Genomic DNA, 23,018 nt, shown 5'->3' with positions numbered 1-23,018 from the left:
GGTGCCCTGTTCCCTGATCAGCGAATCCAGGGACTCAACCCACTCGGCGGTCTCTTCCGGATCACGATCAGGCAGCTGGTTAGTCAACCCGCTGAGGATATGGGAGGTATCTTCTCCTGCAGCCACGTCCAACCTCTCTTTGCGCGCATGCATCGGCGCCCTCAGGTCCGGCAGGGTAGCTGCCTGGCGTGAACGCGACGTGTGCGACATATCGGTTACAACAGCCCGGTCATGTGCGCCGGGCAGGGTTCTATCTCGTCTACGACTGCCTATCCGTCCAAGGCGGTCGCCCCGAAGGTATGGCTGTCACCAGTCACTCTAGCTGTGACGGCTTGCCGATGCGTAGCCGCGTCTGGCGCCCCGGTCGTATTTGACCGTCATACTGGTTGTGTGACGCACAATAAGCCGCACCGCGGCAGCAGCAGCTTGAAGCACGCGCCCAAAGGGTGTTGGCTTGGAGTAATCGATATCACTATGCATAGGAGGAACACGTGAGTGAGGCCGACGCCGCCACTTCGGTAAATGTGGCGGAAAAATTGGGTTTCAAGACCGGGGATCTGATTCAGGAGTTCGGCTATGACGATGACGTCGACTTCGACTTGCGTGATGATATTGAGGACCTCACAGGGTCCGAGCTCCTGGATGAGGACGATCATGACGTTGTGGACGCCGTAATATTCTGGTGGCGCGACGGCGACGGCGACCTCGTGGACACGCTCATGGATTCGCTGACCACCCTGAGCGAGAACGGCGTGGTCTGGGTGCTGACGCCCAAGTCCGGGAGGCCCGGTTACGTCTCCCCGGCGGAGATCCAGGAAGCTGCACCCACCGCGGGGCTTCACCTCACCACATCGCCGGGCGTATCCAAGGACTGGAGCGCCACGCGCCTGGTGACCAGGAAGAACAAGTGACCTTAACAAACACCGTTGCCCCAACGGGTGCCGCGGTTGTGCCCGCAGTAGGAGAGCAGGCTCCGGAGTTCACTCTGGTCAACCAGTTCGGGGAGCCGGTCCGGCTCGCGGACTTCCGGGGCCGGAACGTGGTGGTCGTCTTTTATCCCTTCGCCTTCTCCGGTATCTGCACCGGTGAGCTGTGCGAGATCAGGGACAATTTGGCCGTCTTTGAGCATGCCGACGCCGAAGTGCTGGCAATCTCGGTGGACAGCAAGTTTGCGCTGCGCGCCTACGCCGAGCAGGAAGGCTACGGCTTCAGCCTGCTGGCTGACTTCTGGCCCCACGGCGCCGTGGCCGAGCAGTACGGCGTGTTTGACGCGGAGAGCGGCATGGCTACCCGGGGCACCTTCATCATCGACGGCGACGGCATCATCCGGTACGTCGTCGTCAATCCCCGCGGCCAGGCGCGCGATCTGGGCGAGTACCGCCGCGTGCTGGCAGGACTGGCGCAGGGCTGACCCCATGGACCGGCAGCGGACCGGCGTCGGCCTGACAGGGTTTGCCAGTCTGCCTCCGGTGCCTGGGACGGAACCGTCGGCGTCAGAACTCCAGGTCCTGGGGGAAATCCGGGATCTGTTGTCTGGACGGCGCCTGGCCCTCCTTACCGGGGCGGGACTGAGCACGGATTCCGGAATCCCTGACTACCGCGGGCCGGATTCGCCGCCGCGGTCGCCCATGACCTACCAGGAATTCGTGCGCGACGAGGCGAACCGTCAGCGGTACTGGGCCCGGAACCACATCGGCTGGTCCCACCTCCGGCGGGCTGACCCCAATGCCGGCCACGCCGCCGTCGCAACCCTGGAGCGCCGGGGACTCCTGACCGGACTGATCACCCAGAACGTCGACCGCCTCCATGAGGATGCCGGAAGCGTGAACGTTGTGGACCTGCACGGCCGCTTCGACCAGGTCATTTGTCTGGACTGCCGGCGCACGTATTCACGCCAATTGCTCGCCGGAGTGCTGGAGGAGCTCAACCCGGGATTTCTTGACCGTGCGCTGGAATCCGGCGCCGTTGAAATCGCACCCGATGCCGACGCGACCGTCGAGGACTCGGCGCTGATCCGGAGCTTTGTGGTTGCCAGGTGCCCTGCCTGCGGCGGCGCCCTGAAACCCGACTTCGTGTACTTCGGCGAAAACGTTCCCAAGGATCGCGTAGAGCGCGCCTATTCGATAGTCGATGAAGCCGGGGCGCTGCTCGTTGCCGGGTCCTCCCTTAGTGTCATGAGCGGCCTTCGCTTTGTCCGCCACGCCTCAAAACAGGGCAAACCGGTGGTCATCATTAACCGCGGAGAGACGCGCGGCGATGACCTGGCAACCGTCAAGCTCGTTGCGGGGGTAAGCGAGGCACTTGCCTGGCTCGCCGCAGAATTGCCGGGCATTCCGCCGTCCTGATCCGGATTGGCGTTTCGAGCCAGTGTTCGGGTAGAGTCTATGTTCGTTGGTTGGAGCGCTTCGGAGCGAAAACCGGCAAATTGGGTCTTTAGCTCAGCTGGTAGAGCGCCACGTTTACACCGTGGATGTCATCGGTTCGATCCCGGTAGGACCCACAAAGAAGAACCCCGTTGTCCCGGCCGTTACGGCCCGGGGCAGCGGGGTTTTCTGCTGTACGCGTGATGTTTGGTTCGAGGTTCTCACCCCAGAAAATGTCAGTGCCGGGCCATAGTCTCCTGGCATGGAACATGTACTGGTGAGAACTGCTGAAGACGGCCAGCCGGCTGCTGTCATCCGCGGAGGCCGCGAATGGACGGTCGGAGCGGAGCCGGTCCGCTGGTTTGAACGGGTCAGCTGGTGGGAAGCCGAGCGCAGGATGCCGCTGGGCCTGAGCCGTGTGGATGTTGAGGTCTGGCGGCTGCAGGCGAGGCTGGGGCGGAATGAAGACTCCGCACTGACCACAATGGAGGTCATGCGCGACGGCCTGGGCGGTGGCTGGCGACTGCGCGGTGCCGTTGCGGATGCCGCATGAATTGGAAAAGCCTTCCACCGCGACTATTGGGGGATGCCGCGGTGGAAGGCTTAAGTTGAATATACCGTGAACTTTCGGAAACAGGAAACTATGTCGTCATGCCGGGGCAACATTGCTGACCGGGCAGTGTGATGCCTTCCGGGGCTGCGGACACCCGTACGCGGACGAACACTTGCGGCCCCTCTGATTCAGGGGCCGCAAGTGTCCGTTCGCGCTTTTCAGGGAGGGGTTAGCTGGCGTCCTCGACCAGCAAGAGGTCGCGGGCCACGGTTTCCGGCGTGAAAAAGGTGGTGCCGAAGGAAATGAGGGCGAGAACCACGGAGTAGACGGCCAGCACAAGCCACGAATATCCCGTGGCGGCCAGCAGGGCTGCACCGACCAGCGGAACCAGGCCGCCTGCCAGAACGGCCGAGAGTTCACGGCTCATGGCCACACCGGTGAAGCGGTACTGGGAGCCGAAGAGTTCGGGAAGCAGCGGGCACTGCGGGCCAAGCATCGATTGCACACCGAGCGCGATGCCTACAACCATGACCACCCACACGAGAGTCACGTTGCCGAGGGTTACCAGATAGAACGCGGGGAAGGCGATGGCTGCCTGGAACAGTGCCCCGTAGCGGTATACCGGGACGCGGCCGAAGCGGTCGGACAAAGCTCCGAAAGTGACCACCATGACGGCGGCGAAACCGGCAGCGATCAGGAGACCGACCGGGCCGATGAACTTGTCGCCAGGGAAGACCCCGTCCTTTGCTGCCAGGAAAGCGATCAGCAACGCGGAATAGATCGAGGAGTTGCCGTTCTCTCCCATGCGCAGGCCGATGCCGATCAGGACATTCTTCTTTGAGTGCTTCCACAGCTGGCCGATGGGATTCTTAACCACATTCTTGTGCTTCTCCAGCTCCTGGAAGACCGGCGTTTCCTTCAGCCGCAGCCGGATGAAGATGGCCACCGCGATCAGGATCACGCTCGCGAGGAACGGCACGCGCCACAGCCAGCCCTCAAGAACAGCCTTGTCCGCCGTGGCGATCAGCGCAAAGGTGCCGGCACCCAGGAGCGTGCCCAGCTGGATACCAACGAACGGCAGCGAAGCAAAGAATCCGCGACGGCGGCGCGGCGCGACTTCGGAAATCAGGGTGGTGGCGCCTGCCTGTTCAGCGCCTGCACCAAGGCCCTGCAGGATGCGCAGCGTCACCAGTAGGACGGCGCCGAGCATGCCCGCCTGCTCGAAGGTGGGCAGCAGGCCGATCGCGAAGCTGGCTGTGCCCATCAGTCCGATCGTCAGGATCAGCACCATCTTCCGGCCAAACCGGTCTCCGATGTAGCCGAAGACAATGCCGCCGAATGGCCGGGCTGCGAAACCCACGCCGTACGTGGCGAAGGATGCGATCAGTGCACCTTCTTCACCAAGCGGCTTGAAGAACAGCGGCCCGAAGATCAGGGCGGACGCGAGTCCGTAAATGTAGAAGTCGTAGTACTCCAGGGCCGAGCCTACGGAGCTGGCAAGAGTTGCCCTTCGCAGCTGGTCCGGATCGACGACGGCGTCATCCGCTTCAGCCAGCGGTGTATTAGTACGAGTTGTCACAGGCACTCCCTCAAGAACACTCCAGGCCCCCGTTGGCCTGGTGGGATAGCGGCAACACCTATGGCGTCGATCACTATGTTGAACAGAGTACAACAAGTTGAACGACTAGCCAATACCCGGGGGAAGGAAAGGAGACGACGCGTCATTGTGACGTCGCTCGCACCGGGGAACGACGGGCGGATCAGCCCATGGGGTTGCCCAGGGACCTCGCCAGCTCCTTCAGCTCCTTGACCATTTGCGCGCCCTGCTCGTCCGAATACGTGGCCTTGAGCGCCGTAACGGACAGGCCCAGGCTGGGACCGTGGGCGCCACGGGTTGGCACCGAGACGGCGAGACAGACCACGCCGGTGGTGGATTCCTCATCCTCGAAGGCGTATCCCTTTTCCCGGATGTCTCGGAGCTGGGCCTTGAACTCGGCGCCGGTGCGGATCGACTTCGGGGTGAGTACCGGCAGTTCAACGTCGTCAGTGAACATGGCGTCGATGTCATGATCGTGAAGACGGGCAATGAGGGCCTTGCCCACCGCGCACAGTGAAACCGGCATCTTGTCTCCGATGTTGGAGGTCAGCCTGACGGCAGGATGTCCTTCATAGCGGGCAAGGTAGATGACGTTCGTGCCGTCCAGCATGGCAATCCGGACGGTTTCCCCGGAAAGCGTGGGGGCCTGTTCACAAAAGCGGTAAAACTCCTGGACCTCATCCAGCCTGCTCAGGTAGGCAGCGCCGAGCTCGACGAGCTTGCGGCCCAGGGTGAATTCAGAGCCTTGCCGGCTAATCAGGCGGGCATCCTCAAGGGCCAGCAGCAAATTGGACGTGGAGGACTTTGGAATGCCCAGTTCGCGTGCCAGATCACTGAGCGTCAAGCGGCCCGTGGCTGATCCGGCGAGGGCTTCCAATACCGCCGCGGCCCGGGTCACGGCGGGTGCCGGCGAGGTACTGCCTAATCCATCGCTGGGGCGGGAAGCGCGGGAATCGACCATGATTCTCCTTCAATCGGTACGCGCTCAGGACAGCGCAGGCAGCATAATCGGTCAGCGGCGGCAGCGGCGGGGGTAGTCCATCGCTGTTCATTTGGCTGAACACTTACCATCATAATGGCTCGGCGGATCACGGCGGCATGACGCTGGCCACGGAACCAGCGGTGCGAGGCTGGGCGGGGGCCCGCCTTGGTCGGGCCCAGCATCGGTTCTGTCTACAGCGCTGGCCTGATTAGACGCATGCCCACCCGCGCGGCAGGTGTGGCCCATTACAGACCTGCCACGCCGTAACCCACCGACGCGCTTCCATTCGCCATGGACGCGGCACAGGCTGGCGAGGCACTTCTTTGCCGATTCTATGATCGGGTAACTAGCCTTCCGGGAGCTGTAGAAGGTCATGAAAAGCCCCCTACAGCCCCTAAAGGTTAATTTCCGCAGTTCCAGTAATAACTACCGTCGTATGCCGAGGCGGTGTACCGGGTACCGCCGGAACACAACTCGCCGGTGGTGCTTCCCGAGAAACCGCCATAGATGCCGGTCGTGCATGTGAAGGTGGGGGTTGTCGTAAGGGAGGCTACGTTGTATCTCCCATCAGAATCAGAAGCCACATCATCCCACCAACCCCAAAATGTGTCGTCCTTGGCCACACCCGCTGGGTGTCACGGTGCCGCGCTTCTTTGCTGACCCTTTCACCGGGTCGGCTTCGTAGGCAACCTTTTGTTCGCCGACTATACGGCCACCCTTGATGCGGATTTCTTCCTTCACTTTGGCCATGTGAGCGTCGAAATCTGTCTTGATTTTCGGCGAAGACGCCTCAATCGGAAGTGGAGGAGCCGGCGTGTAGCTTCCTGGAGGATCAGCTGGTGGCTGTGCCGCATTTGCAGCGCCTGCACTCCACAATGCATTGTATACAAGTGCGACCGTCGCGCTCACTCGGTACGGCAAGGCGCTCAGTCCGTGCCGCAAAGGGCCGGGCATCCACAGTGGTTGCCCGGCCCTTCGTTTCATCGGCTTACACGCTGCGCGGGTGCGTCCTGTTGAGGCCCGGCCTAGTAGAAGTGAACCGTGTCCACGAGGTGTGGGAGCTCTCCGCCGTCGAGGAACGTGCGCAGGTTGCTGCAGAACCGATCCGCAATGAGGCGGTTCTCGGCGGCGCTGAGTGCCGACGTGTGCGGCGACACCATGACCCTGGGGTGGTTCCACAATGGGCTGTCCTGGGGGAGCGGCTCAACCGCGAAAACGTCCAGGCAGGCGTAGGACACCTGCCCGTTCTCCAGTGCCTCGAGCAGCGCTTCCTCGTCCACCACCGTGCCGCGTCCCACGTTCACGAACACGGTGCCGGGCTTCATGGCGGAAAAGGTCTCGCGGTTGAAGAGCTTCTCCGTGTAGGGCGTTCCGGGCAGCGTGTTCACCACGGCGTCGGCGGAGGCCAGCAGGCCGGCCAGGCCATCGTTGCCTGCCACTTCCTCAATGCCCTCGATGGGTTCGACGTTCCGTTTCGTTCCGCTGACCTTCATGCCGAGCGCCCGGGCAATCCGTGCCGTTTCCAGGCCGATTTCGCCGAGGCCGGTGACCACCAGGGAGGAGCCGTTGACCAGCCGCGTCGGGGTGCGCAGCTCCGGCCAGACCTTTGCGGCCTGGTCCTGGGCGAGCTCGGCGCTCCGCTTGAAGCCGTTGAGGATGCCGAGCGCCGCAAATTCCGCGAGCGGCAGCGCGTGAACGCCGGCGGAGGTTGTCACCTTGAACTTGTCCAGCGTTTCGGCGTCAAGACCCGAGGCCTTCACTGCCCCGCCAGCCCCTGCGGCCATCGCGTGGATCCACTGCAGGTGGGGGTTTTCGCGGGCGATCCTCGCCAGGCCGGCCGGGCTTTCGTTCGGAAGGCCGTACAGGACCTGGGCCTTGCCCAGCATCCCCCAGTAGCGCTCTTCCTGCTCGGGGGTCCGCCTGAAGTCGGGATCACCGGAGTGGTCTGCCGGGAAGCGCTCAGGGGGCAGCAGCTCGGGTTCGTAGAGAACGGTCACGGAGGGATCTACGGCGCGAATGCGCTCCACCAGCTCGGCTTCGAGCGGGACGGCGATTGCGACGGTGGTTTCAGTCGTCATGCTGTTCATCATACTGAATGGAGGCTAGAATACTGAACAGGTTCCGAAGATTAACCACGACGAAGTGAGGCAGCACCACAGATGAATATACAGAAGGCAGGCTTTGTCGGCCTGGGCCTCATGGGGGCACCAATGGCCGCGAACCTGGTGAGGAAAGGCTGGACGGTTACCGCCTGGAACCGCTCCGCCGCGGCGCTGGATGCATTCGGGCAGCTCGGTGGGGCGAACGCCAAGGAGGTGTCATCGCTCCGCGACGAGCCCGTGATCGTCTTCATGTTGCCCGACCTTGGCTACATCGAAGAGGCAGCGGCAGGACTTCTCGCCAGCTGGGTGGCCTCGCCGCCGGAGCCTGGCACGGCCCTCGTGATTATGAGCAGCGTTTCCCCCGCCGGAGTAAGGGATTTCGGATGCCGGGTGCGAGAAGCCAGCGCAGGCAATGCCGTGGTGGTGGATGCGCCCGTGAGTGGCGGCACGAAGGGTGCCGTCGAGGGGACGCTGGCCATCATGGCCGGTGCCGACGACGCCGCAGACTTCGAAAGACTGCTGCCGCTGTTCGAAGCCATGGGCACGACCGTCCGGCTGCTCGGCCCGCTGGGTTCCGGGTCACTCGCGAAGGCCTGCAACCAGCTGATCGTAGGAACCACGACGGCGGCCCTCGCCGAAGCAGCGGAACTCGCCGAACGCTCGGGACTGGATGTGGCAGCACTCTATGAGGTCCTGGCCGGGGGACTGGCCGGCAGCAGGGTGCTGGACATCGTGGGGCCCCGGCTCGTCAAGAAGGACTACACGCCCACCGGACCCGCCAAGTTCATGCACAAGGATCTTTGCTTCGTCGTCGAATCAGCCGAAGCGGCCGGCACCGCAGTCCCCATGGCGACAGCCGGCGTCGGCCTCTATGCGGAACTCAAGCGGCAGGGACTGGGCGACCAGGACCTGGCCGTTGTGAGGCAGACCATTTCCAATCTCAGCAACAGCGCCGCGGCCGCCGCGGCTGAAGGGACCATCAAGGCATGAGCGCGCTTTTTGACCTGACCGGGCGCATCGCCCTCGTAACCGGCTCCAGCCGGGGAATCGGAAACGCCTTGGCGCGGGCCCTGGCAGACGCCGGCGCCACCGTGGTCCTGAACGGCATCACCCCCGGCAGGCTGAAGGCCGCCGAAGACTCGATGGCCGCCGACTACCCTGAAGGCAGGGTCCGCAGCTGCGCGTTCGACGTCACCAGCGACACGGCGGCGGCGGAGGGCATCGCCTGGGTAGAGGCCAACGTGGGTCCGCTGGACATCCTGGTGAACAACGCCGGCATCCAGCACCGCGTGCCCATGCTGGAGCTCGACGTCAGCGACTGGGAGCGAGTCATCTCCACCGACCTGACCAGCGCCTTCCTCGTGGGCCGCCAAGCAGCCCGCCACATGATTCCGCGCGGCCGCGGCAAGATCATCAACATCTGCTCGGTGCAGACCGACCTGGCCCGCCCGACCATCGCCCCGTACATCGCCGCCAAGGGCGGCCTGCGGAACCTGACCCGAGCCATGACCGCTGAATGGGCCGCCTCGGGGCTGCAGATCAACGGAATCGCACCGGGCTACATCCATACGGAAATGACCCAGAACCTGGTGGATGACGAGGAATTCAACGCGTGGATCCTGGGCAGGACACCGGCGCACCGCTGGGGCACAGTCGAGGACCTGGCGGGGCCGGCTGTCTGGCTGGCCTCCAGCGGCTCGGATTTCGTGAACGGCCAGACCATCTTCATCGACGGCGGAATGACGGTGGTGGTCTGATGGCACCGATGATTGCGCCAACAGAACTCCCGGCCACCTCACCGGCCGTGGTGGCCCACGCCGCCGGGGACCTGAGGCTGGAAGACATCGCGCTCGCCGCTCCTTCGCCGGACGAAGCCGTGGTGGAGGTGGCATACGGCGGCATCTGCGGCTCCGACCTGCACTACTGGCTGCACGGGGCCGCCGGCGAGTCTGTGCTCAAGGCTCCTTTGGTCCTCGGCCACGAAATTGTGGGTACCGTGGTCCGTTCCGCGGCCGACGGGAGCGGCCCTTCCGTTGGCGCTGCAGTAGCAGTGCATCCGGCGACCCCGGCCCCGGGGGCGGCCAGGTACCCCGAAGACCGGCCCAACCTGTCGCCGGGCTGCACCTATCTGGGCAGCGCGGCGCGGTTCCCGCACACGGACGGTGCCTTCAGCCGCTATGTGAACCTTCCCACGCGCATGCTCCGGACACTTCCGGACAGCATCGAACTGCGGACCGCAGCGCTCATCGAGCCCGCCAGCGTTGCCTGGCATGCTGTTGCGCGCGCCGGGGAAGTGGCAGGCAAGACCGCCCTGGTGATCGGCTGCGGCCCCATCGGTGCACTGGCCGTGGCGGTGCTGAAAAGGGCAGGGGCCAGCCGGATCACCGCGGTGGACATGCACGCCAGGCCGCTGCAGATTGCCGCGGCAGTCGGCGCGGATGACGTTCTCACCGCGGACGATGCCGACGCCGTCGCGGCAATCGAGGCGGACATCGTCATCGAGTCCTCCGGCAGCCACCAGGGACTGGCTTCCGCCATCCGGGGCGCCGTCCGCGGCGGCACCGTGGTGATGGTGGGACTGCTGCCGTCAGGTCCGCAACCCGTCCTGATTTCGCTGGCCATCACCCGTGAACTCGAGCTCCGCGGGTCGTTTCGCTTCAACGACGATATCGACGAGGTCATCGGGGCACTGGCAGACGGCTCGTTGCAGATCGGACCCGTAATCACGCATGAGTACCCGGCGCAGCGGGCGCTCGAAGCCTTCGCCGTGGCACGCAACTCGGCCGAATCCGGAAAGGTGCTGCTCGACTTCCGCGGCTAGACGCGCGGCACCGGAACGAAGACCCGCGGCTGTTCCACCCAGACCGGCTCCATCTCGGAGATGGTCTGGCGCATGATCATGTTCGACGCCTCGCGCGCCTCCGCGGCATCCCCGGTGAAGATTGCCTTGGCGACGTCCAGGTGCCACTGCAGCACGACGTCGCGGGGGCGGTCCGGCATCAGCCCGTGCACCGTCCGGCCCGTCAGCGTCTCGGCCACCTGGCCCACGAGGTTGGCGAACATTTCGTTGCCGGAGCCGCTCAACAGGAGGGAGTGAAACTGGATGTCCAGCTCCAGGAAGCGGGGCACATCGCCGGCCTGGCCGGCGTCGCGCATTGCGAGGGCCACGTCAAGGAGTTCGCGGCGGAGATCATCGGGAGCGTTCACCGCCGCGAGTTCGGCGGCAACAGGCTCGACGGCGGAACGCAGCTCCGCGAGCGAGCGCAGCTGGGCGCCGCGGCCCTCGCCTGCCAGCCGCCAGCGGATGACGAGCGGATCGAAGGGGTTCCAGCGGTGCGGTGGCAGGACCTTGATGCCGACGCGTTTGGTGGTCTCAACGAGGCCGAGCGACTGCAGCACGCGGACAGCCTCCCGGACCACCGAGCGGGATACTTTGAGCTCGTCTTCCAGCTGTTCGGCCAACATGACATGGCCCGTGGGAAGGATGCCACCGACGATTCGGGTTCCCAGATGCTCGATGGCACGATGGTGGAGGCTGGTTGACATATGGGTAAGCATAATGGCGCCCGGCCGGATTGTTTCCCGCGCGGCGCCGGGCACCCGGTCCATGGCGCTGCAGCACATCATAGACTGTTTGTGACGCGTCTCCTTCCACTAAGTGGGCGCCACTTCCCCATGCGGCCGGCAATACATATGGTTTATTCACAGCCACTTTTTCTTTAAGCGTGTTCCGCAGGACGTGCGGGACTCATTGCACACGTTGCACAGAAATGAATTGGAGTTTTGATGTCAGCACACATCGGTGTCACCGGCCTTGCGGTGATGGGTGCCAACCTGGCCCGCAACCTGGCCCGGAACGGCTTCACCGTTGCCCTCCACAACAGGTCTGTTGAGAAGACCGACGCATTGCTGGAAAAGCACGGCCACGACGGCGACTTCGTCCGTACCGAAACCCTGCAGGAACTCGTTGACTCGCTGGAAAAGCCGCGTCGCGTCCTGATCATGGTCAAGGCCGGCAAGCCGGTTGACTCCGTGATCGAGCAGCTCGAGCCGCTGCTGGAGGCGGGGGACATCATCATCGACGCCGGCAACTCGCACTACGAGGACACCCGCCGCCGGGAAGCAGCCCTCGCCAAGAAAGACCTGCACTTCGTGGGCATCGGCGTGTCCGGCGGTGAGGAAGGCGCCCTGAACGGCCCGTCCATCATGCCCGGAGGTTCCAAGGAGTCCTACGACGCCCTCGGACCGCTGCTCGAGAAGATCGCCGCTAACGTTGACGGCCAGCCCTGCTGCGCCTGGATCGGCACCGACGGCGCCGGCCACTTCGTCAAGATGGTTCACAACGGCATCGAATACGCCGACATGCAGGTCATCGGCGAAGCCTTCGACCTGCTGCGCTCAGGTGCCGGCATCGAGCCCGCCGAGCAGTCCAAGATCTTCGCCGAATGGAACAAGGGCGAGCTCGCCTCCTTCCTGATTGAAATTTCCGCAGAGGTCCTCGGCCACGTGGACACTCGCACTGGCAAGCCGTTCGTGGACGTCGTGGTGGACGCCGCAGGCCAGAAGGGCACCGGCCGCTGGACGGTCATCTCAGCACTTGAGCTGGGATCCCCGACGTCGGGCATTGCCGAATCCGTCTTCGCCCGCGCCCTGTCCTCCCAGTCCGAGCAGCGGAAGCTGGCCCAGGAACTCCTGGCCGGCGAGGAAATCGCCGTCGAGGTCCCGGAAACGTTCGTCGAGGATGTCCGCCAGGCGCTGTACGCGTCCAAGCTCGTTTCCTACGCCCAGGGCCTGGACATGCTGACCTCCGCCGCTACGGAATACGGCTGGGACCTGAAGCTGGACGAGATCGCCTCGCTGTGGCGCGGCGGGTGCATCATCCGTGCCGAACTCCTGAAGGAAATCACCAAGGCCTACGCCGCCGACGAGAAGCCGGCCAACCTGCTGTTCGCCCCGGCGTTCACCAAGGCCATCGCCGAGGTTCTCCCGGCCTGGCGCCGCGTGGTGTCCACCGCTGTGCAGCTGGGCATCCCCGTGCCGGTGTTCTCCTCCTCGCTGGCCTACTACGACGGCCTGCGCCGCAAGCGCCTGCCGGCCGCCGTCATCCAGGGCCAGCGCGACCTCTTCGGTGCGCACACCTACGGCCGCGTCGACGCCGAGGGCACGTTCCACACCCTGTGGGGCGAGGACAAGTCCGAGATTGAGGCCGTGGACACCCACTAGCCACCGGCGCACCGCCGGAACGGTCTGATCGGCAAACGGCCGGCGCTTCCCGTTACTCTGGGAAGCGCCGGCCGTTTGCGTATCCAAGACCAGGAGTCCCAGTGTCCCAGCCAGTAGCGTTTGTCACCGGAGCTTCCACCGGCATCGGGTTTGAAGCGGCAAAGAAACTCAGCCGCAACGGATTCACCGTTTATGCCGGCGCACGGCGGGTGGACAAGATGGAGCCGCTCAAGGCGGACGGCGTGAACGTCCTGCAGCTGGATGTCACCGATGAGCAGTCCATGCAAAGCGCGGTCCGCACGGTCCTTGGGTCACACGGGCGGATCGACGTTTTGGTCAACAACGCGGGCTACGGATCATTCGGCGCGCTGGAAGAGGTGGAGCTGTCGGAGGGCCGCCGTCAGTTTGATGTCAACGTCTTCGGCCTCGCCCGGATGACCCAGCTGGTGCTACCGGCAATGCGTGCCGCAGGGCAGGGCCGGATCATCAACGTCTCCTCCATCGGAGGGAAGTTCTACGAACCCCTGGGCACCTGGTACCACGCCTCGAAGTTCGCCGTGGAGGGCCTCAGCGACGCGCTTCGGCTCGAACTGAAGCCCCACGGTGTCAAGGTGGCGATCATCGAACCTGCCAGCACCCTGACCGAATGGGGCAGTATCTCCGCCGAGGGGCTGCTGGCCAGCTCGGGCAACGGTCCATACCGGGACCAGGCGAAGGAGATGGCCGCGGTACTCGCGTCCACGGGACGGCCGGCCACGTCAACCCATCCCGGAATCATTGCCGACGCTGTGGTCCATGCCGCCACCGCGGCGCGGCCGAAGACGCGCTATCCGGTCGGCCGGGGAGCACCCGCCATCATGATGCTCCGCCGGATCCTTCCGGACCGGATGTTCGACGCCGCGGTCACGGCTGTCCTCAAGCGCGTGGGCCGCTGAGCCGGCCAGACCGGAAGCTTAGCCGTGCTCAGAAGTTCAGATCCGGTACTCGATGTAGTACTCGGCCGGGTCCACCGCGGGTTTTGTTTCCCGCTGGGCATCGCGGTGGCGCCAGCTGGCGGGGACGCCGGTCACGATCGACTCGGGCGGAGCATCCTTGACCACGACGGCGTTGGCCCCCACGGCGCTGTCGCTGCCAATCGTGATGGGGCCGAGAATTTTGGCGCCGGCTCCGATCGTGACCCGGTCTCCGATGGTGGGGTGGCGCTTCACCTTGGCCAGCGAGCGTCCGCCGAGGGTTACGCCGTGGTAGATCATCACGTCTTCCCCGATTTCTGCTGTTTCGCCGATGACCACTCCCATGCCATGGTCAATGAAGAACCTCCGGCCGATCGTGGCGCCCGGATGGATCTCGATCCCGGTCAGGAACCGCGCCAGCTGCGAGACCAGACGCGCAGGGAACCGCGTAGACGGGTTCTGCCACAGTTTGTGCGTCAGTCGGTGTGCCCAGATGGCGTGAAGCCCTGAATAGGCGAAAAAGTTCTCAAAAGAACCTCGAGCCGCCGGGTCGTGGGACCGGGCGGCGTCGAGGTCTTCCTTAAGTCTTGCGAAAAAGCCCACAAAGATCTTTCTACAGGAAACGGCGAGGCGCAGGTTAAGGCTTAGCCCCGAATGTCGTCATAGAGGACGGTGGAGATGTAACGCTCGCCGAAGTCGCAGACGACGGCCACGATCAGCTTGCCGGCGTTCTCCGGGCGCTTAGCCAGTTCCAGCGCACCCCAAACGATGGCTCCCGAGGAGATACCGCCGAGGATGCCTTCCTTGATGCCCAGTTCCCGGGCAACAGACACCGAGTCCTCCAGCGTGGCGTCCAGGACCTCGTCGTAGACGTTGGTGTCCAGGAGCTCCGGAATGAAGTTGGCGCCGAGGCCCTGGATCTTGTGGGGGCCCGGTGCTCCGCCGTTGAGGATGGCTGAGTCCTTCGGCTCGACTGCGACGATCTGAACGTCGGGGTTGCGCTCCTTCAGGACCTGGCCCACGCCGGTGATGGTTCCGCCGGTCCCGATGCCGGAGACGAAGATGTCCACCTTGCCGTCGGTGTCGGTCCAGATTTCCTCGGCCGTGGTCTTGCGGTGGATCTCCGGGTTGGCCTCGTTGGCGAACTGCTGGGCCCAGACGGAGTTCTCCGTGTTGGCCACGATTTCCTGGGCTTTCTCCACGGCGCCGCGCATGCCTTCGGAACCAGGGGTCAGCACGATCTCGGCGCCAAAGGCGCGGAGCATGACACGGCGTTCCGTGGACATGGTCTCCGGCATGGTCAGGATGACCTTGTAGCCGCGTGCCGCGCCCACCATGGCCAGCGCGATGCCGGTGTTGCCGGACGTGCCTTCAACGATAGTTCCGCCGGGCTTGAGCGCTCCGGACTTTTCAGCAGCGTCGATGATGGCGACGCCGATGCGGTCCTTGACGCTGTTGGCCGGGTTGTAGAACTCGAGCTTGACGGCCACCGTGGCATCCAGGCCTTCGGTCAAGCGGTTGAGCCTGACCAGGGGGGTGCCGCCTACCAGCTGCGTCACATCGTCGTAGATCCGTGCCATGTACTTACGCCTATCTCTCAGGAGGGAATACTTTGGTCAGCCTAACGAGGGCGCAAGGGCCCCTGCTAAGCATTAAGCCATGCAGAGTAATATTTCCGGGCCTTGGCCAGCTTGGGGTTGATGATCACCTGGCAGTAGCCCTGCTCGGGGAACTTGGCGTAGTAGTCCTGGTGGACGTCTTCGGCAGGGTAGAAAACCGGAAGCCGGCTTACCTCGGTCACGATCGGACGCGACCACAGGCCCTGGTTCCGTTCAATCGCTTCCTCAAAAAGGATTTTCTCCTCAGTCGACTCGTAGTACATGGACGAGCGGTATTGCGTGCCGACGTCGTAGCCCTGGCGGTTGAGCGTGGTGGGGTCATGCAGCACGAAGAACATGTCCAGGATGACCTCCGGCGGAATGACCTCCTCGTCAAAGGTGACAGCCACGACCTCGGCATGGCCAGTGGTGCCCGAGCAGACGGAATAGTAGTCAGGGTGGCGTTCATGGCCCCCGGTGTAGCCCGATACCACCGACTTAACACCCATCGTTTTCTGGTAGACGGCGTCCAGGCACCAGAAGCAGCCTCCGCCAAGCACAAAAGTTTTCATGTCCTCTTCAATGGTTGAGATGCGCCGATGATTCCCGGCGCCACCTTACGGCCCCGCGCCGGGACGGGCCAGTGGGCGCCCATAGGGTAAAAATGTGAGTATGGAACCTGTGAACAGTGGCGTTGCAGCAGAGCCGGCGGAAACCGCGGAAGCGGCGGACGCCGCGGAGGCGCCGGACGCGCCGACGCTCGGGCAGCTCATGCTGGCCGTCGAAGAGCTCTGGCCAGAGTCACTCGCCGAGGAGTGGGACGAGGTGGGGCTCGTCGCGGGACACCCGTCAGCTGAAATCAGCCGGGTCATGTTTGCCGTGGACCCCACGCTTGAAGTCATCGACGAGGCCATCGAATGGGGCGCCGAGCTGCTGATCACGCACCACCCGCTGCTGCTCAAGGGCGTCACTTCCGTGGCTGCCAACACCCCCAAAGGCAAGGCCGTCCACCGCCTCATCGAGTCCGGTACCGCTCTCCTGACCGTCCACACGAACGGCGATTCCGCCGTCGGCGGTGTTTCGGACGTCCTGGCGGATGCCCTGGGCCTCGAAAACGTGTCGCCGCTGACTCCAGCCGCCAACGGCCTTCCGGAGGAAGGCATCGGCCGGGTCGGTGATCTGGCCGAGGCCATGACGCTCGGTGACTTCGCTGCAAGGGTCTTCGGGATCCTTCCTTCCGTCGCGGGCGGCGTCAGGGTTTCCGGTGACAAAGACGGCCTGGTTCGCCGGATCGCGGTTTGCGGGGGCGCCGGCGATTCGCTCTTCAACGAAGTCAGGGCCAGCAGCGCCGACGTGTTCGTCACGGCGGACCTCCGGCACCATCCGGCCTCCGAAGCCCGCGAGGCCGCGGTCAACGGCCGGCCCTACCTGATCGATGTATCCCACTTCGCCAGCGAGTGGCTGTGGCTGCCAGCGGCCGCGGACGCACTGGGCAATGTCCTCTCGGACCAGAACCTGGACGTCGAAATCCGCGTCAGCACCACCAACAGCGATCCGTGGGACTTCATTCTGACTCCCGGCGGGGACTAGAGTCTATAAAGCCCCTGCAGGGGTGCCCGGCGCAGGCCGGATGGGATCAAGCGGAGGTAATAGTGGCCAAGGCAGCACCGGCGGAACAGTTGAAGTTGCTCGAACTCCAGGGGCTGGACGCCAAACTCAAGTCCCTGTCCAACCGCCGCCGCAGCATTGAGACCGATCCCCGCATCGAAGACCTTCAGTCGGCCCTCAGCATTGCCAACGGCGAACTGGGCGCAGCCAAGATGGCCGTCCATGACGCCGAGTCCGAGCTGAAGCGGGCAGAAGCCGACGTCGAGCAGGTGGCCAGCCGGATCGAACGCGACGAAGCCAGGCTGAACAGCGGAACCGGCCTGTCCAAGGACCTTGTGGCGCTGCAGAAGGACATCGTGTCGCTCAACAAGCGTCGCTCGGACCTCGAAGACGTCGAACTCGAAGTCATGGAGAGGCTGGATGCCCTCCGCGAACGGCAGTCGGCCCAGCAGCAGATTGTTGATGACATCCAGGGCTCCTTCGGCGTGATCCGGGCGGAACTGGACGGGCAGCTGGCCGAGATCAGCACCGAGGCCGCCGAGGTGTCAGCCAATCGCTCCGAATTCGCAGCCGGCCTGGACGCCGGAATGCTGGCCGTGTACGAGAAAACCCTCGCCCGGCGCGGCGTCGGGGCCGCGCGGCTCTTCCACGGCACGTCCGAAGGGTCCGGCATGCAGCTGAGCCCGGGCGATCTTGCCGAAATCAAGGCCGCCGCCGAGGACGACATCGTCTTCTGCCCCGACTCCGGCTGCATCCTGGTGCGCTCCGCCGAGTGGGCCTGACCGAAAGTAGCTCGCATTAGATGGCGTTGTGAGCCCTCAAACGCCATAATTGCGAGCCAGCTCGGTTTCAGCCGGGCAGAATGATGTTGAGCGCATGCGCCTTGCGGGCGGTCCCGGGAATCAGTTCGGCATTCCACTTTTCGCGGGCAGCCTTGTGCAGCTGCGCCGGCGTTTCCGGGGCCTTCCCGCGCCGGGTCAGCAGGTGCCGCGCCAGTTCTCCGCGGGTGTGCTTGGCGAAATGGCTGACCACCTTGCGCTCGCCGTTTACCTCAGCGAGAACGTTCACGGCCACCGTGGACGCAGCCGGGGGAGTCCACGCCGCAGCATAGGTGCTGGACCGGCAGTCCACCAGCAGCTCCCCGACCGCCGCGGAGGCGAGGGCGTCGGTGAGCTGCGGCTTCCAGAACGAGGCAAGGCGTCCGACGTCGGGCAGTGCCGTTGACATGGACAGCCGGTAGGCGGGCACGGAGTCTGCGAACCGGATGGCGCCCCACAGGGCCGAAATCACCAGCACGGACGCGTCCGCCCGACGGCGCTGCAGCGCCGTCATCGATTTGTAGCCCAAAGCGTCGTACAGCACGCCGGAATAGACCTGGTGGGCCGGCGCCGCGGGTTCGGCATGCAGCCGGGTGTTGCGTTCGACGTCGGCCCTCAGCGATGCTCCGACGCCGAGTAACGCCAGGGCGTCCTCGTGCGCGCTCACCGTCCCCAGCGCCTCGAGCACCTTGGCCCGGCAGCTATTCAGGTCCGGGAAGCTCAGGGACGTCCAGTCCATGGCGTCGCCGCGGACGGCCGGGGTCTTGCCTTCGGACGGGGGGAGCAGAATCAGCACCGTACGATCTTACCGATGCCGGCTGCCCGCCGTTCTCACGCGGCCGCCTGCTCAGCCGAGATGACGGCCCAGGAAGGAAACCACGTCCGGCAGGACGGACCGCCAGTAGGCCGCGTCGTGGCCGCCGGGCCGGAAGCCGCCCTCCACCGGATCCGGCAGGGCGCTGACGTAGTCCTTGACCGTCGCGTACAGCTCGTCCTCTGTGCCGCAGTCGATCCGTTTGGGCGTCGCTGCGAGTCGGGGCCGGAGCGCGAAGACGTCGTGTGCCGCGAAGTCAGCCGCACTGTCGAAGGCGCCCTCGATCCCGGCGCCGTACCGGTTCCAGGCTGCCGGACTCATGGCTGCCACGGCCCGAACGCCGGGTAGCCGGGCCTGGGAGGCCAGCAGCAACGAGCCGAAGCCCCCCATTGACAGGCCGAAGAGTCCGATCCGCCCAAGGTCATAGCCCTGGTCGCCGAGGAAAGGAACAAATTCCTTCACCAGCATCGACTGGGTGTCGCTGCCATCTGCCCGGGCGTGCCACCAGGTATCGCCCCCGTCCGCCGACGCGATGGCGAACGGCGTCCCGCCCGCGGCGAGGTGGCGCTGCAGGACGTCTTGTGCGTCGAGGTCGTCGAAGATTACCTGGTTGTTGGCGCCCCGGCCATGGAGGAACAGCGCCACGGGGTAGTCTGTACCGCTCCGCCCTGGGACCACCGGGGTGGCGACGGTCCAGTACGTGCGTGCCTCCGTCCGGAACTTCGAGGCGAAGGATCCGCTGATCATTTCGACGGATGGCGGTCCGCCAGGGGATGTGGGAGCCGGCGAAGGGCCGGCTTCGCAGGCCGCGAGGGCGCACGCGCCGAAGCCGGTTCCTGCCAGCTGCAGCAGGCGGCGCCGGGTCAGAGCGGACTCGTCCATGTCCCGATCATAGGCGCACGGCGTTTCCCGGCGTGCCACGCGTGACCGACGGCCTCTGCGCAGCGTTCCCGGCGGGCAGCTAAGCCGCCTTCACCGATGACGGTGCGGCCTGGGACGGCACAGCCTGCGATGACACGGCCTGTGCAGCGGCGGCCGTCTGCGCGGCTTGCCTCTCCCGGGCGAGGAATGCCGAGAGTTCACCAATGGTGCTCATGAGCGGCGCCGGGAACACGACCGTCGTGTTCCTGTCCACGCCGATCTCGACCAGCGACTGCAGATTTCTCAGCTGCAGCGCCAGCGGGTGGGCCATCATGGTGTCGGAGGCATCCCCGAGGGCGGCCGCCGAGATGGCCTCGCCCTGGGCGGCGATGATCTTGGCGCGCTTCTCGCGCTCCGCCTCGGCCTGGCGGGCCATGGCGCGCTTCATACTCTCCGGAAGCTGGATATCCTTGAGCTCCACCAGCGTGACGGCCACGCCCCACTCGAGCGTCAGCGCATCAAGAATCTCGCGGATGTCAGTGTTGATCCGCTCGGTCTCTGACAAGGTCTGGTCGAGGCTGTGCCGTCCCACCACCTTGCGCAGCGTGGTCTGGGCGATCTGGTTGATGGCCGCCGCTACGTTTTCAATCGCCACCACGGATTTCACGGCATCGACCACCCGGTAGTAGGCCACGGCGGAGATGTCCACGCTGACGTTGTCCTGGGTGATGATGCCTTGCGACTGGATCGGCATCGTCACGATTCGCAGGCTGACGAGGTGAAGCCGGTCAATGACGGGGATGATGAAGCGCAGCCCCGGCATTCTGACCCCGATCACCCTGCCCAGCCTGAACAGCACGCCCTGCTCATACTGCCGGACAATCCGGACGGACATCCTGGCGGCGATGAGCAGCAGCGCCACAAGCACGGCCACAATGAAGATGCTGGTGGGGTCCATCAGGATCCCCTCCTTATAACTAAGAGTTGAGCCTCCTTAATTGTCTCACCGCGACGGGCGCATGGCTCCGCGGAGGATCGCCCGCGGAGGAGGGCATGCCCGTGAGCCCGTAGACTGGTGGGCGGATGGGTTGACCAGGCGGCCGCGCGTCACGCAAGTGGCTCGAGGAACGTCCGGGCTCCGCAGAGCAGGGTGGTGGGTAACGCCCACTCGGGGTAACCCGCAGGCCAGTGCCACAGAAAACAGACCGCCTGCCACGCGCCGTTTTGAAAGCGGCACGAAGCAGGTAAGGGTGAAACGGTGGTGTAAGAGACCACCAGCTTCCCGGGTGACCGGGAAGGCTAGGTAAACCCCACCCGGAGCAAGGCCAGACAGGGCACGTTTGAGGGCTGCTCGCCCGAGTGCCCGGGTAGGCCGCTGGAGGGCGTCGGCAACGGCGTCCGTAGATGGATGGCCGCTACTCCCGCGCCGGCAACGGCACGGGAACACAGAACCCGGCGTATCGGTCAACCCATCCACTTAAGACCTGCGTATTCCGCGTAATTCCGGGGCTAAACCGCTCACTCAAGGGGGATCCGAAGGGTCCCGTTCGGGGCTGATCGGGGCGGAGGAATGGCCATATGTCGGAGGCGTTTGCCCCTCAGTTGCCCCTGAGCTTCGGCTACTCCGGGAGGAAGCCCGGGAGGCGTTTTGCCCACCTGACTGACCGAAGGTTCTCCGGCGTCTGGTGGTACTCGATGATGTCCCACTCCGAGGCCGTCAAGCGTCGAATGTTGGCCTTCGGCAGCCAAGCTGAGTGGTTGCTCCCGCTGTCGGCGACCCACTGCACAAGTATCTCGTCGGCCACCCAGCGCATCGCCTGGGCGTAGAGGTTGACCGTCCCACCACCCGCCAGGAGTATGGCGGCCTCCACCCGAGGCCACTTACCGTACTCCCACGAGTGTGCCGTCTCCGGCCCGGCATCGGGCTTGGGTTGCAGGTACTCGTAGTCCCTGCCGTCCAGAGTGAAGGTGGGCATTGACCCAATATATCGGCGCTGCTTACCCGCGCCGGCCAGCATCCGCACCACAGCACCCACATCCAGTTTCACCACGTCATGCAGGCTAAAGGCTGGCACTGACACGGACCGATCATGTGTCAGACAGCAAAGAACCCCCGCCAGCTTTTGGCCAGCGGGGGTTCTTCTAGGTCAATGCCTCAGCGAATGGGGGAACGTTGAGGCACTTAAACCAACTTATCGACAGCATGCTTACTTTTCCAAATCGGAGGCCCCGAAGGACTGAAGGGCCGGGGATACACTTCATCCCATGAAGTCACTTTTGGGGGGAGCCCTTCTACTCTGTCTGCTGTCCGTCACTGCCTGCGGAAGCAGCGCACCGGCGGCAGCGCCAAACACCACACCAGTCGAGACGGCCACGCCAACGCCGACGGCGACCGTATCCCAGTTCGCCAGCGTCATCGCGGAGCATGAGAAGTCCTGGCGTGATTACGAAGAGAAGATCGTAGATTGTGCCTTCGCAGGCATCAGCAGCGCCGCAATTGACCAGGTGAAGCGCACCACCTGCACCTACACTGCCAGCACCGTGACGCTTGAAGCGCAGACAGCACTTCGGGACATCATGAAGTTGCCCTCGCCGCCAGCGGAGATCAAGGACCTGGTGAACCGCACCATCACCGTCCTCGAGCCGCTCGGAGACAATCAGGCCTCCACCGCATGCTCGGACCAGACCAGCGAGGCCTGCGACGGCGCAATCACCAAGGCCAATGGTGACATCCGCCCCGTTACTTCGGTCTTGGACGCTTGGAAGCCCTACCTCTGACCACCAAAAATGCCCCACCCCTTGCGAGGGTGGGGCATTTCCAGTTAGGGAACTTAACCGGTCTTATGGAGCCTTTATACTTTTCGAAAACGACCTTTGGGGGCTGCCTTGCAATTGACCCAACGACGAGCTACGTGAGCACTTGGCCGAGCAGCGGGATTGGCTAGCCTCATCAGCAGCCCGATTCGATGCAGGCGTCTTGTCTGAATCGAAGCGATTGGCTTCCGTGAGATTGTCATATCCTCGATATTCGCCCGCAATTAGAGCCATTCTTCATGCGCCTCAGTACTATCTGATCTATGCAGCCAGCAGCGGATTTCTGGCGTGAGCTGTTCGGGCCGAACTGGACCGCGCAGGGAGTTGCCGTTGTCGTCTCTTCCACCATCGCATTGCTCGCCGTAGGCATTTCATCTCTTGTAGCGTCACGCCAGGGAGCCAAGACACGGCAACACGCCGACCACCTTGACGAAAAGCAGACCAAGCACGCCAGTGTGCTCTACAAGAAGACCGACGCACGCGAAAGAGAGTTCAAGGGTCGCGAGCATTGGTGGGCTCGGTTCACGTGGGCTTTGGGTGAGTTTTCGTCGGACGACGAGCACCGAATTGAGGCGGGATCTATCGTTCTGGGGGACCTAGAGCACCCTGTTGCCTCATTGCAATACCTCCGGGAAGAGTGATTCGTTGCCTCATCTGAAAACCTCCGGTTGGCTCCCTTCGTTGCCTCATTGAAAAACCTCCGGGAGATCAGTTGTTCCAGGCCCTGTTGAC

The 23,018-nt window shown here is 64.3% G+C and carries 24 protein-coding genes, 1 tRNA gene and 1 other RNA gene; 15 read left to right on the top strand and 11 right to left on the bottom strand.

From position 1 onward, the window contains the following. Positions 1-491: 491 nt before the first annotated feature. From LQ144_RS20385 to LQ144_RS20365, 5 genes are all read left to right on the top strand, one after another. Entirely contained in the window at positions 492-911 is a 420-nt protein-coding gene (locus LQ144_RS20385) for a DUF3052 domain-containing protein (protein WP_230120898.1), read from the top strand. Beyond that, complete coding sequence (locus tag LQ144_RS20380) at positions 908-1,411, top strand: peroxiredoxin (protein WP_230120896.1); 504 nt, start codon at positions 908-910, stop codon at positions 1,409-1,411. Before LQ144_RS20385 ends, LQ144_RS20380 begins: the two co-directional genes overlap by 4 nt. A 4-nt stretch (positions 1,412-1,415) precedes the next feature. Continuing rightward, positions 1,416-2,345, top strand: a complete 930-nt coding sequence (locus LQ144_RS20375) for an NAD-dependent protein deacetylase (RefSeq protein WP_230120894.1) — start codon at positions 1,416-1,418, stop codon at positions 2,343-2,345. An 82-nt stretch (positions 2,346-2,427) separates the two neighbouring features. Further along, positions 2,428-2,500: transfer RNA gene (locus tag LQ144_RS20370), tRNA-Val, on the top strand. A 125-nt stretch (positions 2,501-2,625) separates the two neighbouring features. Beyond that, a complete protein-coding gene (locus LQ144_RS20365; RefSeq protein ID WP_230120892.1) occupies positions 2,626-2,916 on the top strand; it encodes a hypothetical protein in 291 nt (96 codons plus the stop codon). 229 nt (positions 2,917-3,145) lie between these two features. Here LQ144_RS20365 and LQ144_RS20360 read toward each other — a convergent pair whose 3' ends face one another. The 3 genes from LQ144_RS20360 to LQ144_RS20350 all read right to left on the bottom strand — a co-directional run bounded on the left by LQ144_RS20360 (position 3,146) and on the right by LQ144_RS20350 (position 7,585). Next, positions 3,146-4,495 carry an MFS transporter gene (locus LQ144_RS20360; RefSeq protein WP_230120890.1) on the bottom strand — a complete coding sequence of 450 codons (1,350 nt, stop codon included), beginning with the start codon at positions 4,493-4,495 and terminating at the stop codon, positions 3,146-3,148. Between the two features lie 181 nt (positions 4,496-4,676). Beyond that, a complete protein-coding gene (locus tag LQ144_RS20355) occupies positions 4,677-5,474 on the bottom strand; it encodes an IclR family transcriptional regulator (protein ID WP_230120888.1) in 798 nt (265 codons plus the stop codon). A 1,046-nt stretch (positions 5,475-6,520) separates the two neighbouring features. Beyond that, positions 6,521-7,585 (bottom strand): D-2-hydroxyacid dehydrogenase, encoded by a 1,065-nt coding sequence (locus LQ144_RS20350; protein WP_354962213.1) that lies wholly within the window; start codon positions 7,583-7,585, stop codon positions 6,521-6,523. Positions 7,586-7,654: 69 nt separating this feature from the next. Between LQ144_RS20350 and LQ144_RS20345 the strand changes: the two genes are divergently transcribed. From LQ144_RS20345 to LQ144_RS20335, 3 genes are read left to right on the top strand one after another with little or no spacing between them, the layout of a single operon-like run. Beyond that, positions 7,655-8,587, top strand: coding sequence for an NAD(P)-dependent oxidoreductase (locus LQ144_RS20345; RefSeq protein WP_230120884.1), 933 nt, complete (start codon positions 7,655-7,657; stop codon positions 8,585-8,587). Continuing rightward, the gene (locus LQ144_RS20340) at positions 8,584-9,354 is read left to right on the top strand and encodes an SDR family oxidoreductase (protein WP_230120882.1); all 771 of its coding nucleotides are present in this window, start codon (positions 8,584-8,586) and stop codon (positions 9,352-9,354) included. Before LQ144_RS20345 ends, LQ144_RS20340 begins: the two co-directional genes overlap by 4 nt. Before the next feature lie 8 nt (positions 9,355-9,362). Next, a complete protein-coding gene (locus tag LQ144_RS20335) occupies positions 9,363-10,418 on the top strand; it encodes an L-idonate 5-dehydrogenase (protein ID WP_230120899.1) in 1,056 nt (351 codons plus the stop codon). Here LQ144_RS20335 and LQ144_RS20330 read toward each other — a convergent pair. Then, a complete protein-coding gene (locus tag LQ144_RS20330; RefSeq protein WP_230120880.1) occupies positions 10,415-11,143 on the bottom strand; it encodes an FCD domain-containing protein in 729 nt (242 codons plus the stop codon). The two genes, LQ144_RS20335 and LQ144_RS20330, sit on opposite strands and share 4 nt — an antisense overlap. A gap of 240 nt (positions 11,144-11,383) precedes the next feature. Between LQ144_RS20330 and gndA the strand changes: the two genes are divergently transcribed. Together gndA and LQ144_RS20320 are read left to right on the top strand one after the other, a co-directional pair. Beyond that, positions 11,384-12,820 carry an NADP-dependent phosphogluconate dehydrogenase gene (gndA, locus tag LQ144_RS20325; RefSeq protein ID WP_230120878.1) on the top strand — a complete coding sequence of 479 codons (1,437 nt, stop codon included), beginning with the start codon at positions 11,384-11,386 and terminating at the stop codon, positions 12,818-12,820. A gap of 101 nt (positions 12,821-12,921) precedes the next feature. Beyond that, complete coding sequence (locus LQ144_RS20320; protein WP_230120876.1) at positions 12,922-13,755, top strand: oxidoreductase; 834 nt, start codon at positions 12,922-12,924, stop codon at positions 13,753-13,755. A 36-nt stretch (positions 13,756-13,791) separates the two neighbouring features. On the opposite strand, the gene epsC is transcribed toward LQ144_RS20320, so the two are convergent. From epsC to msrA, 3 genes are all read right to left on the bottom strand, one after another. Continuing rightward, positions 13,792-14,376 carry a serine O-acetyltransferase EpsC gene (gene epsC, locus LQ144_RS20315; protein ID WP_230120874.1) on the bottom strand — a complete coding sequence of 195 codons (585 nt, stop codon included), beginning with the start codon at positions 14,374-14,376 and terminating at the stop codon, positions 13,792-13,794. 41 nt (positions 14,377-14,417) lie between these two features. Then, positions 14,418-15,353 (bottom strand): cysteine synthase A, encoded by a 936-nt coding sequence (gene cysK / locus LQ144_RS20310; protein ID WP_230120872.1) that lies wholly within the window; start codon positions 15,351-15,353, stop codon positions 14,418-14,420. Positions 15,354-15,418: 65 nt separating this feature from the next. Continuing rightward, positions 15,419-15,943 (bottom strand): peptide-methionine (S)-S-oxide reductase MsrA, encoded by a 525-nt coding sequence (msrA, locus tag LQ144_RS20305; protein WP_230120869.1) that lies wholly within the window; start codon positions 15,941-15,943, stop codon positions 15,419-15,421. Between the two features lie 100 nt (positions 15,944-16,043). Between msrA and LQ144_RS20300 the strand changes: the two genes are divergently transcribed. Together LQ144_RS20300 and LQ144_RS20295 are read left to right on the top strand one after the other, a co-directional pair. After that, positions 16,044-16,961 (top strand): Nif3-like dinuclear metal center hexameric protein, encoded by a 918-nt coding sequence (locus tag LQ144_RS20300; protein WP_230120868.1) that lies wholly within the window; start codon positions 16,044-16,046, stop codon positions 16,959-16,961. A 62-nt stretch (positions 16,962-17,023) separates the two neighbouring features. Next, complete coding sequence (locus LQ144_RS20295; RefSeq protein ID WP_230120859.1) at positions 17,024-17,761, top strand: C4-type zinc ribbon domain-containing protein; 738 nt, start codon at positions 17,024-17,026, stop codon at positions 17,759-17,761. Positions 17,762-17,828: 67 nt separating this feature from the next. Here LQ144_RS20295 and LQ144_RS20290 read toward each other — a convergent pair whose 3' ends face one another. From LQ144_RS20290 to LQ144_RS20280, 3 genes are all read right to left on the bottom strand, one after another. Beyond that, on the bottom strand, positions 17,829-18,593 hold the full coding sequence (locus tag LQ144_RS20290) for a peroxide stress protein YaaA (RefSeq protein ID WP_230120857.1): 765 nt from the start codon (positions 18,591-18,593) through the stop codon (positions 17,829-17,831). 51 nt (positions 18,594-18,644) lie between these two features. Further along, positions 18,645-19,493, bottom strand: coding sequence for an alpha/beta hydrolase-fold protein (locus LQ144_RS20285; RefSeq protein ID WP_230120855.1), 849 nt, complete (start codon positions 19,491-19,493; stop codon positions 18,645-18,647). 79 nt (positions 19,494-19,572) lie between these two features. After that, positions 19,573-20,430: a slipin family protein gene (locus LQ144_RS20280; protein ID WP_230120853.1), complete on the bottom strand. Its 858-nt coding sequence runs from the start codon at positions 20,428-20,430 to the stop codon at positions 19,573-19,575. A gap of 126 nt (positions 20,431-20,556) precedes the next feature. On the opposite strand from LQ144_RS20280, the gene rnpB reads away from it, so the two are divergent. After that, positions 20,557-20,948, top strand: an RNA gene (gene rnpB / locus LQ144_RS20275) — RNase P RNA component class A. Positions 20,949-21,091: 143 nt separating this feature from the next. Here the strand turns inward: rnpB and LQ144_RS20270 are convergent. Continuing rightward, the gene (locus LQ144_RS20270) at positions 21,092-21,448 is read right to left on the bottom strand and encodes a hypothetical protein (protein ID WP_230120851.1); all 357 of its coding nucleotides are present in this window, start codon (positions 21,446-21,448) and stop codon (positions 21,092-21,094) included. 289 nt (positions 21,449-21,737) lie between these two features. Here LQ144_RS20270 and LQ144_RS20265 point away from each other — a divergent pair, with 289 nt between their 5' ends. Next, positions 21,738-22,250 (top strand): hypothetical protein, encoded by a 513-nt coding sequence (locus LQ144_RS20265; RefSeq protein ID WP_230120849.1) that lies wholly within the window; start codon positions 21,738-21,740, stop codon positions 22,248-22,250. Positions 22,251-22,549: 299 nt separating this feature from the next. After that, positions 22,550-22,927, top strand: a complete 378-nt coding sequence (locus LQ144_RS20260) for a hypothetical protein (protein WP_230120848.1) — start codon at positions 22,550-22,552, stop codon at positions 22,925-22,927. Positions 22,928-23,018 lie beyond the last annotated feature (91 nt).

Origin of the sequence: Arthrobacter sp. Bi83, from assembly GCF_918698095.1 — a bacterium.
Classification (GTDB): Bacteria; Actinomycetota; Actinomycetes; order Actinomycetales; family Micrococcaceae; genus Arthrobacter.
The sequence above is the reverse complement of the archived record's forward strand: the minus strand, read 5'-3'. Positions and strand labels throughout refer to the sequence as shown.

Bases quoted from the DNA above. Each gene is read 5' to 3' on its own strand.
- LQ144_RS20285 (WP_230120855.1), bottom strand. From the start codon at position 19,493: ATGGACGAGTCCGCTCTGACCCGGCGCCGCCTGCTGCAGCTGGCAGGA.
- LQ144_RS20260 (WP_230120848.1), top strand. From the start codon at position 22,550: ATGCAGCCAGCAGCGGATTTCTGGCGTGAGCTGTTCGGGCCGAACTGG.
- LQ144_RS20375 (WP_230120894.1), top strand. From the start codon at position 1,416: ATGGACCGGCAGCGGACCGGCGTCGGCCTGACAGGGTTTGCCAGTCTG.
- LQ144_RS20345 (WP_230120884.1), top strand. From the start codon at position 7,655: ATGAATATACAGAAGGCAGGCTTTGTCGGCCTGGGCCTCATGGGGGCA.
- LQ144_RS20280 (WP_230120853.1), bottom strand. From the start codon at position 20,430: ATGGACCCCACCAGCATCTTCATTGTGGCCGTGCTTGTGGCGCTGCTG.
- LQ144_RS20270 (WP_230120851.1), bottom strand. From the start codon at position 21,448: ATGCCCACCTTCACTCTGGACGGCAGGGACTACGAGTACCTGCAACCC.
- LQ144_RS20365 (WP_230120892.1), top strand. From the start codon at position 2,626: ATGGAACATGTACTGGTGAGAACTGCTGAAGACGGCCAGCCGGCTGCT.
- LQ144_RS20265 (WP_230120849.1), top strand. From the start codon at position 21,738: ATGAAGTCACTTTTGGGGGGAGCCCTTCTACTCTGTCTGCTGTCCGTC.
- LQ144_RS20335 (WP_230120899.1), top strand. From the start codon at position 9,363: ATGATTGCGCCAACAGAACTCCCGGCCACCTCACCGGCCGTGGTGGCC.
- LQ144_RS20300 (WP_230120868.1), top strand. From the start codon at position 16,044: ATGGAACCTGTGAACAGTGGCGTTGCAGCAGAGCCGGCGGAAACCGCG.
- LQ144_RS20350 (WP_354962213.1), bottom strand. From the start codon at position 7,585: ATGATGAACAGCATGACGACTGAAACCACCGTCGCAATCGCCGTCCCG.
- gndA (WP_230120878.1), top strand. From the start codon at position 11,384: ATGTCAGCACACATCGGTGTCACCGGCCTTGCGGTGATGGGTGCCAAC.
- msrA (WP_230120869.1), bottom strand. From the start codon at position 15,943: ATGAAAACTTTTGTGCTTGGCGGAGGCTGCTTCTGGTGCCTGGACGCC.
- LQ144_RS20355 (WP_230120888.1), bottom strand. From the start codon at position 5,474: ATGGTCGATTCCCGCGCTTCCCGCCCCAGCGATGGATTAGGCAGTACC.
- LQ144_RS20330 (WP_230120880.1), bottom strand. From the start codon at position 11,143: ATGTCAACCAGCCTCCACCATCGTGCCATCGAGCATCTGGGAACCCGA.
- cysK (WP_230120872.1), bottom strand. From the start codon at position 15,353: ATGGCACGGATCTACGACGATGTGACGCAGCTGGTAGGCGGCACCCCC.
- LQ144_RS20340 (WP_230120882.1), top strand. From the start codon at position 8,584: ATGAGCGCGCTTTTTGACCTGACCGGGCGCATCGCCCTCGTAACCGGC.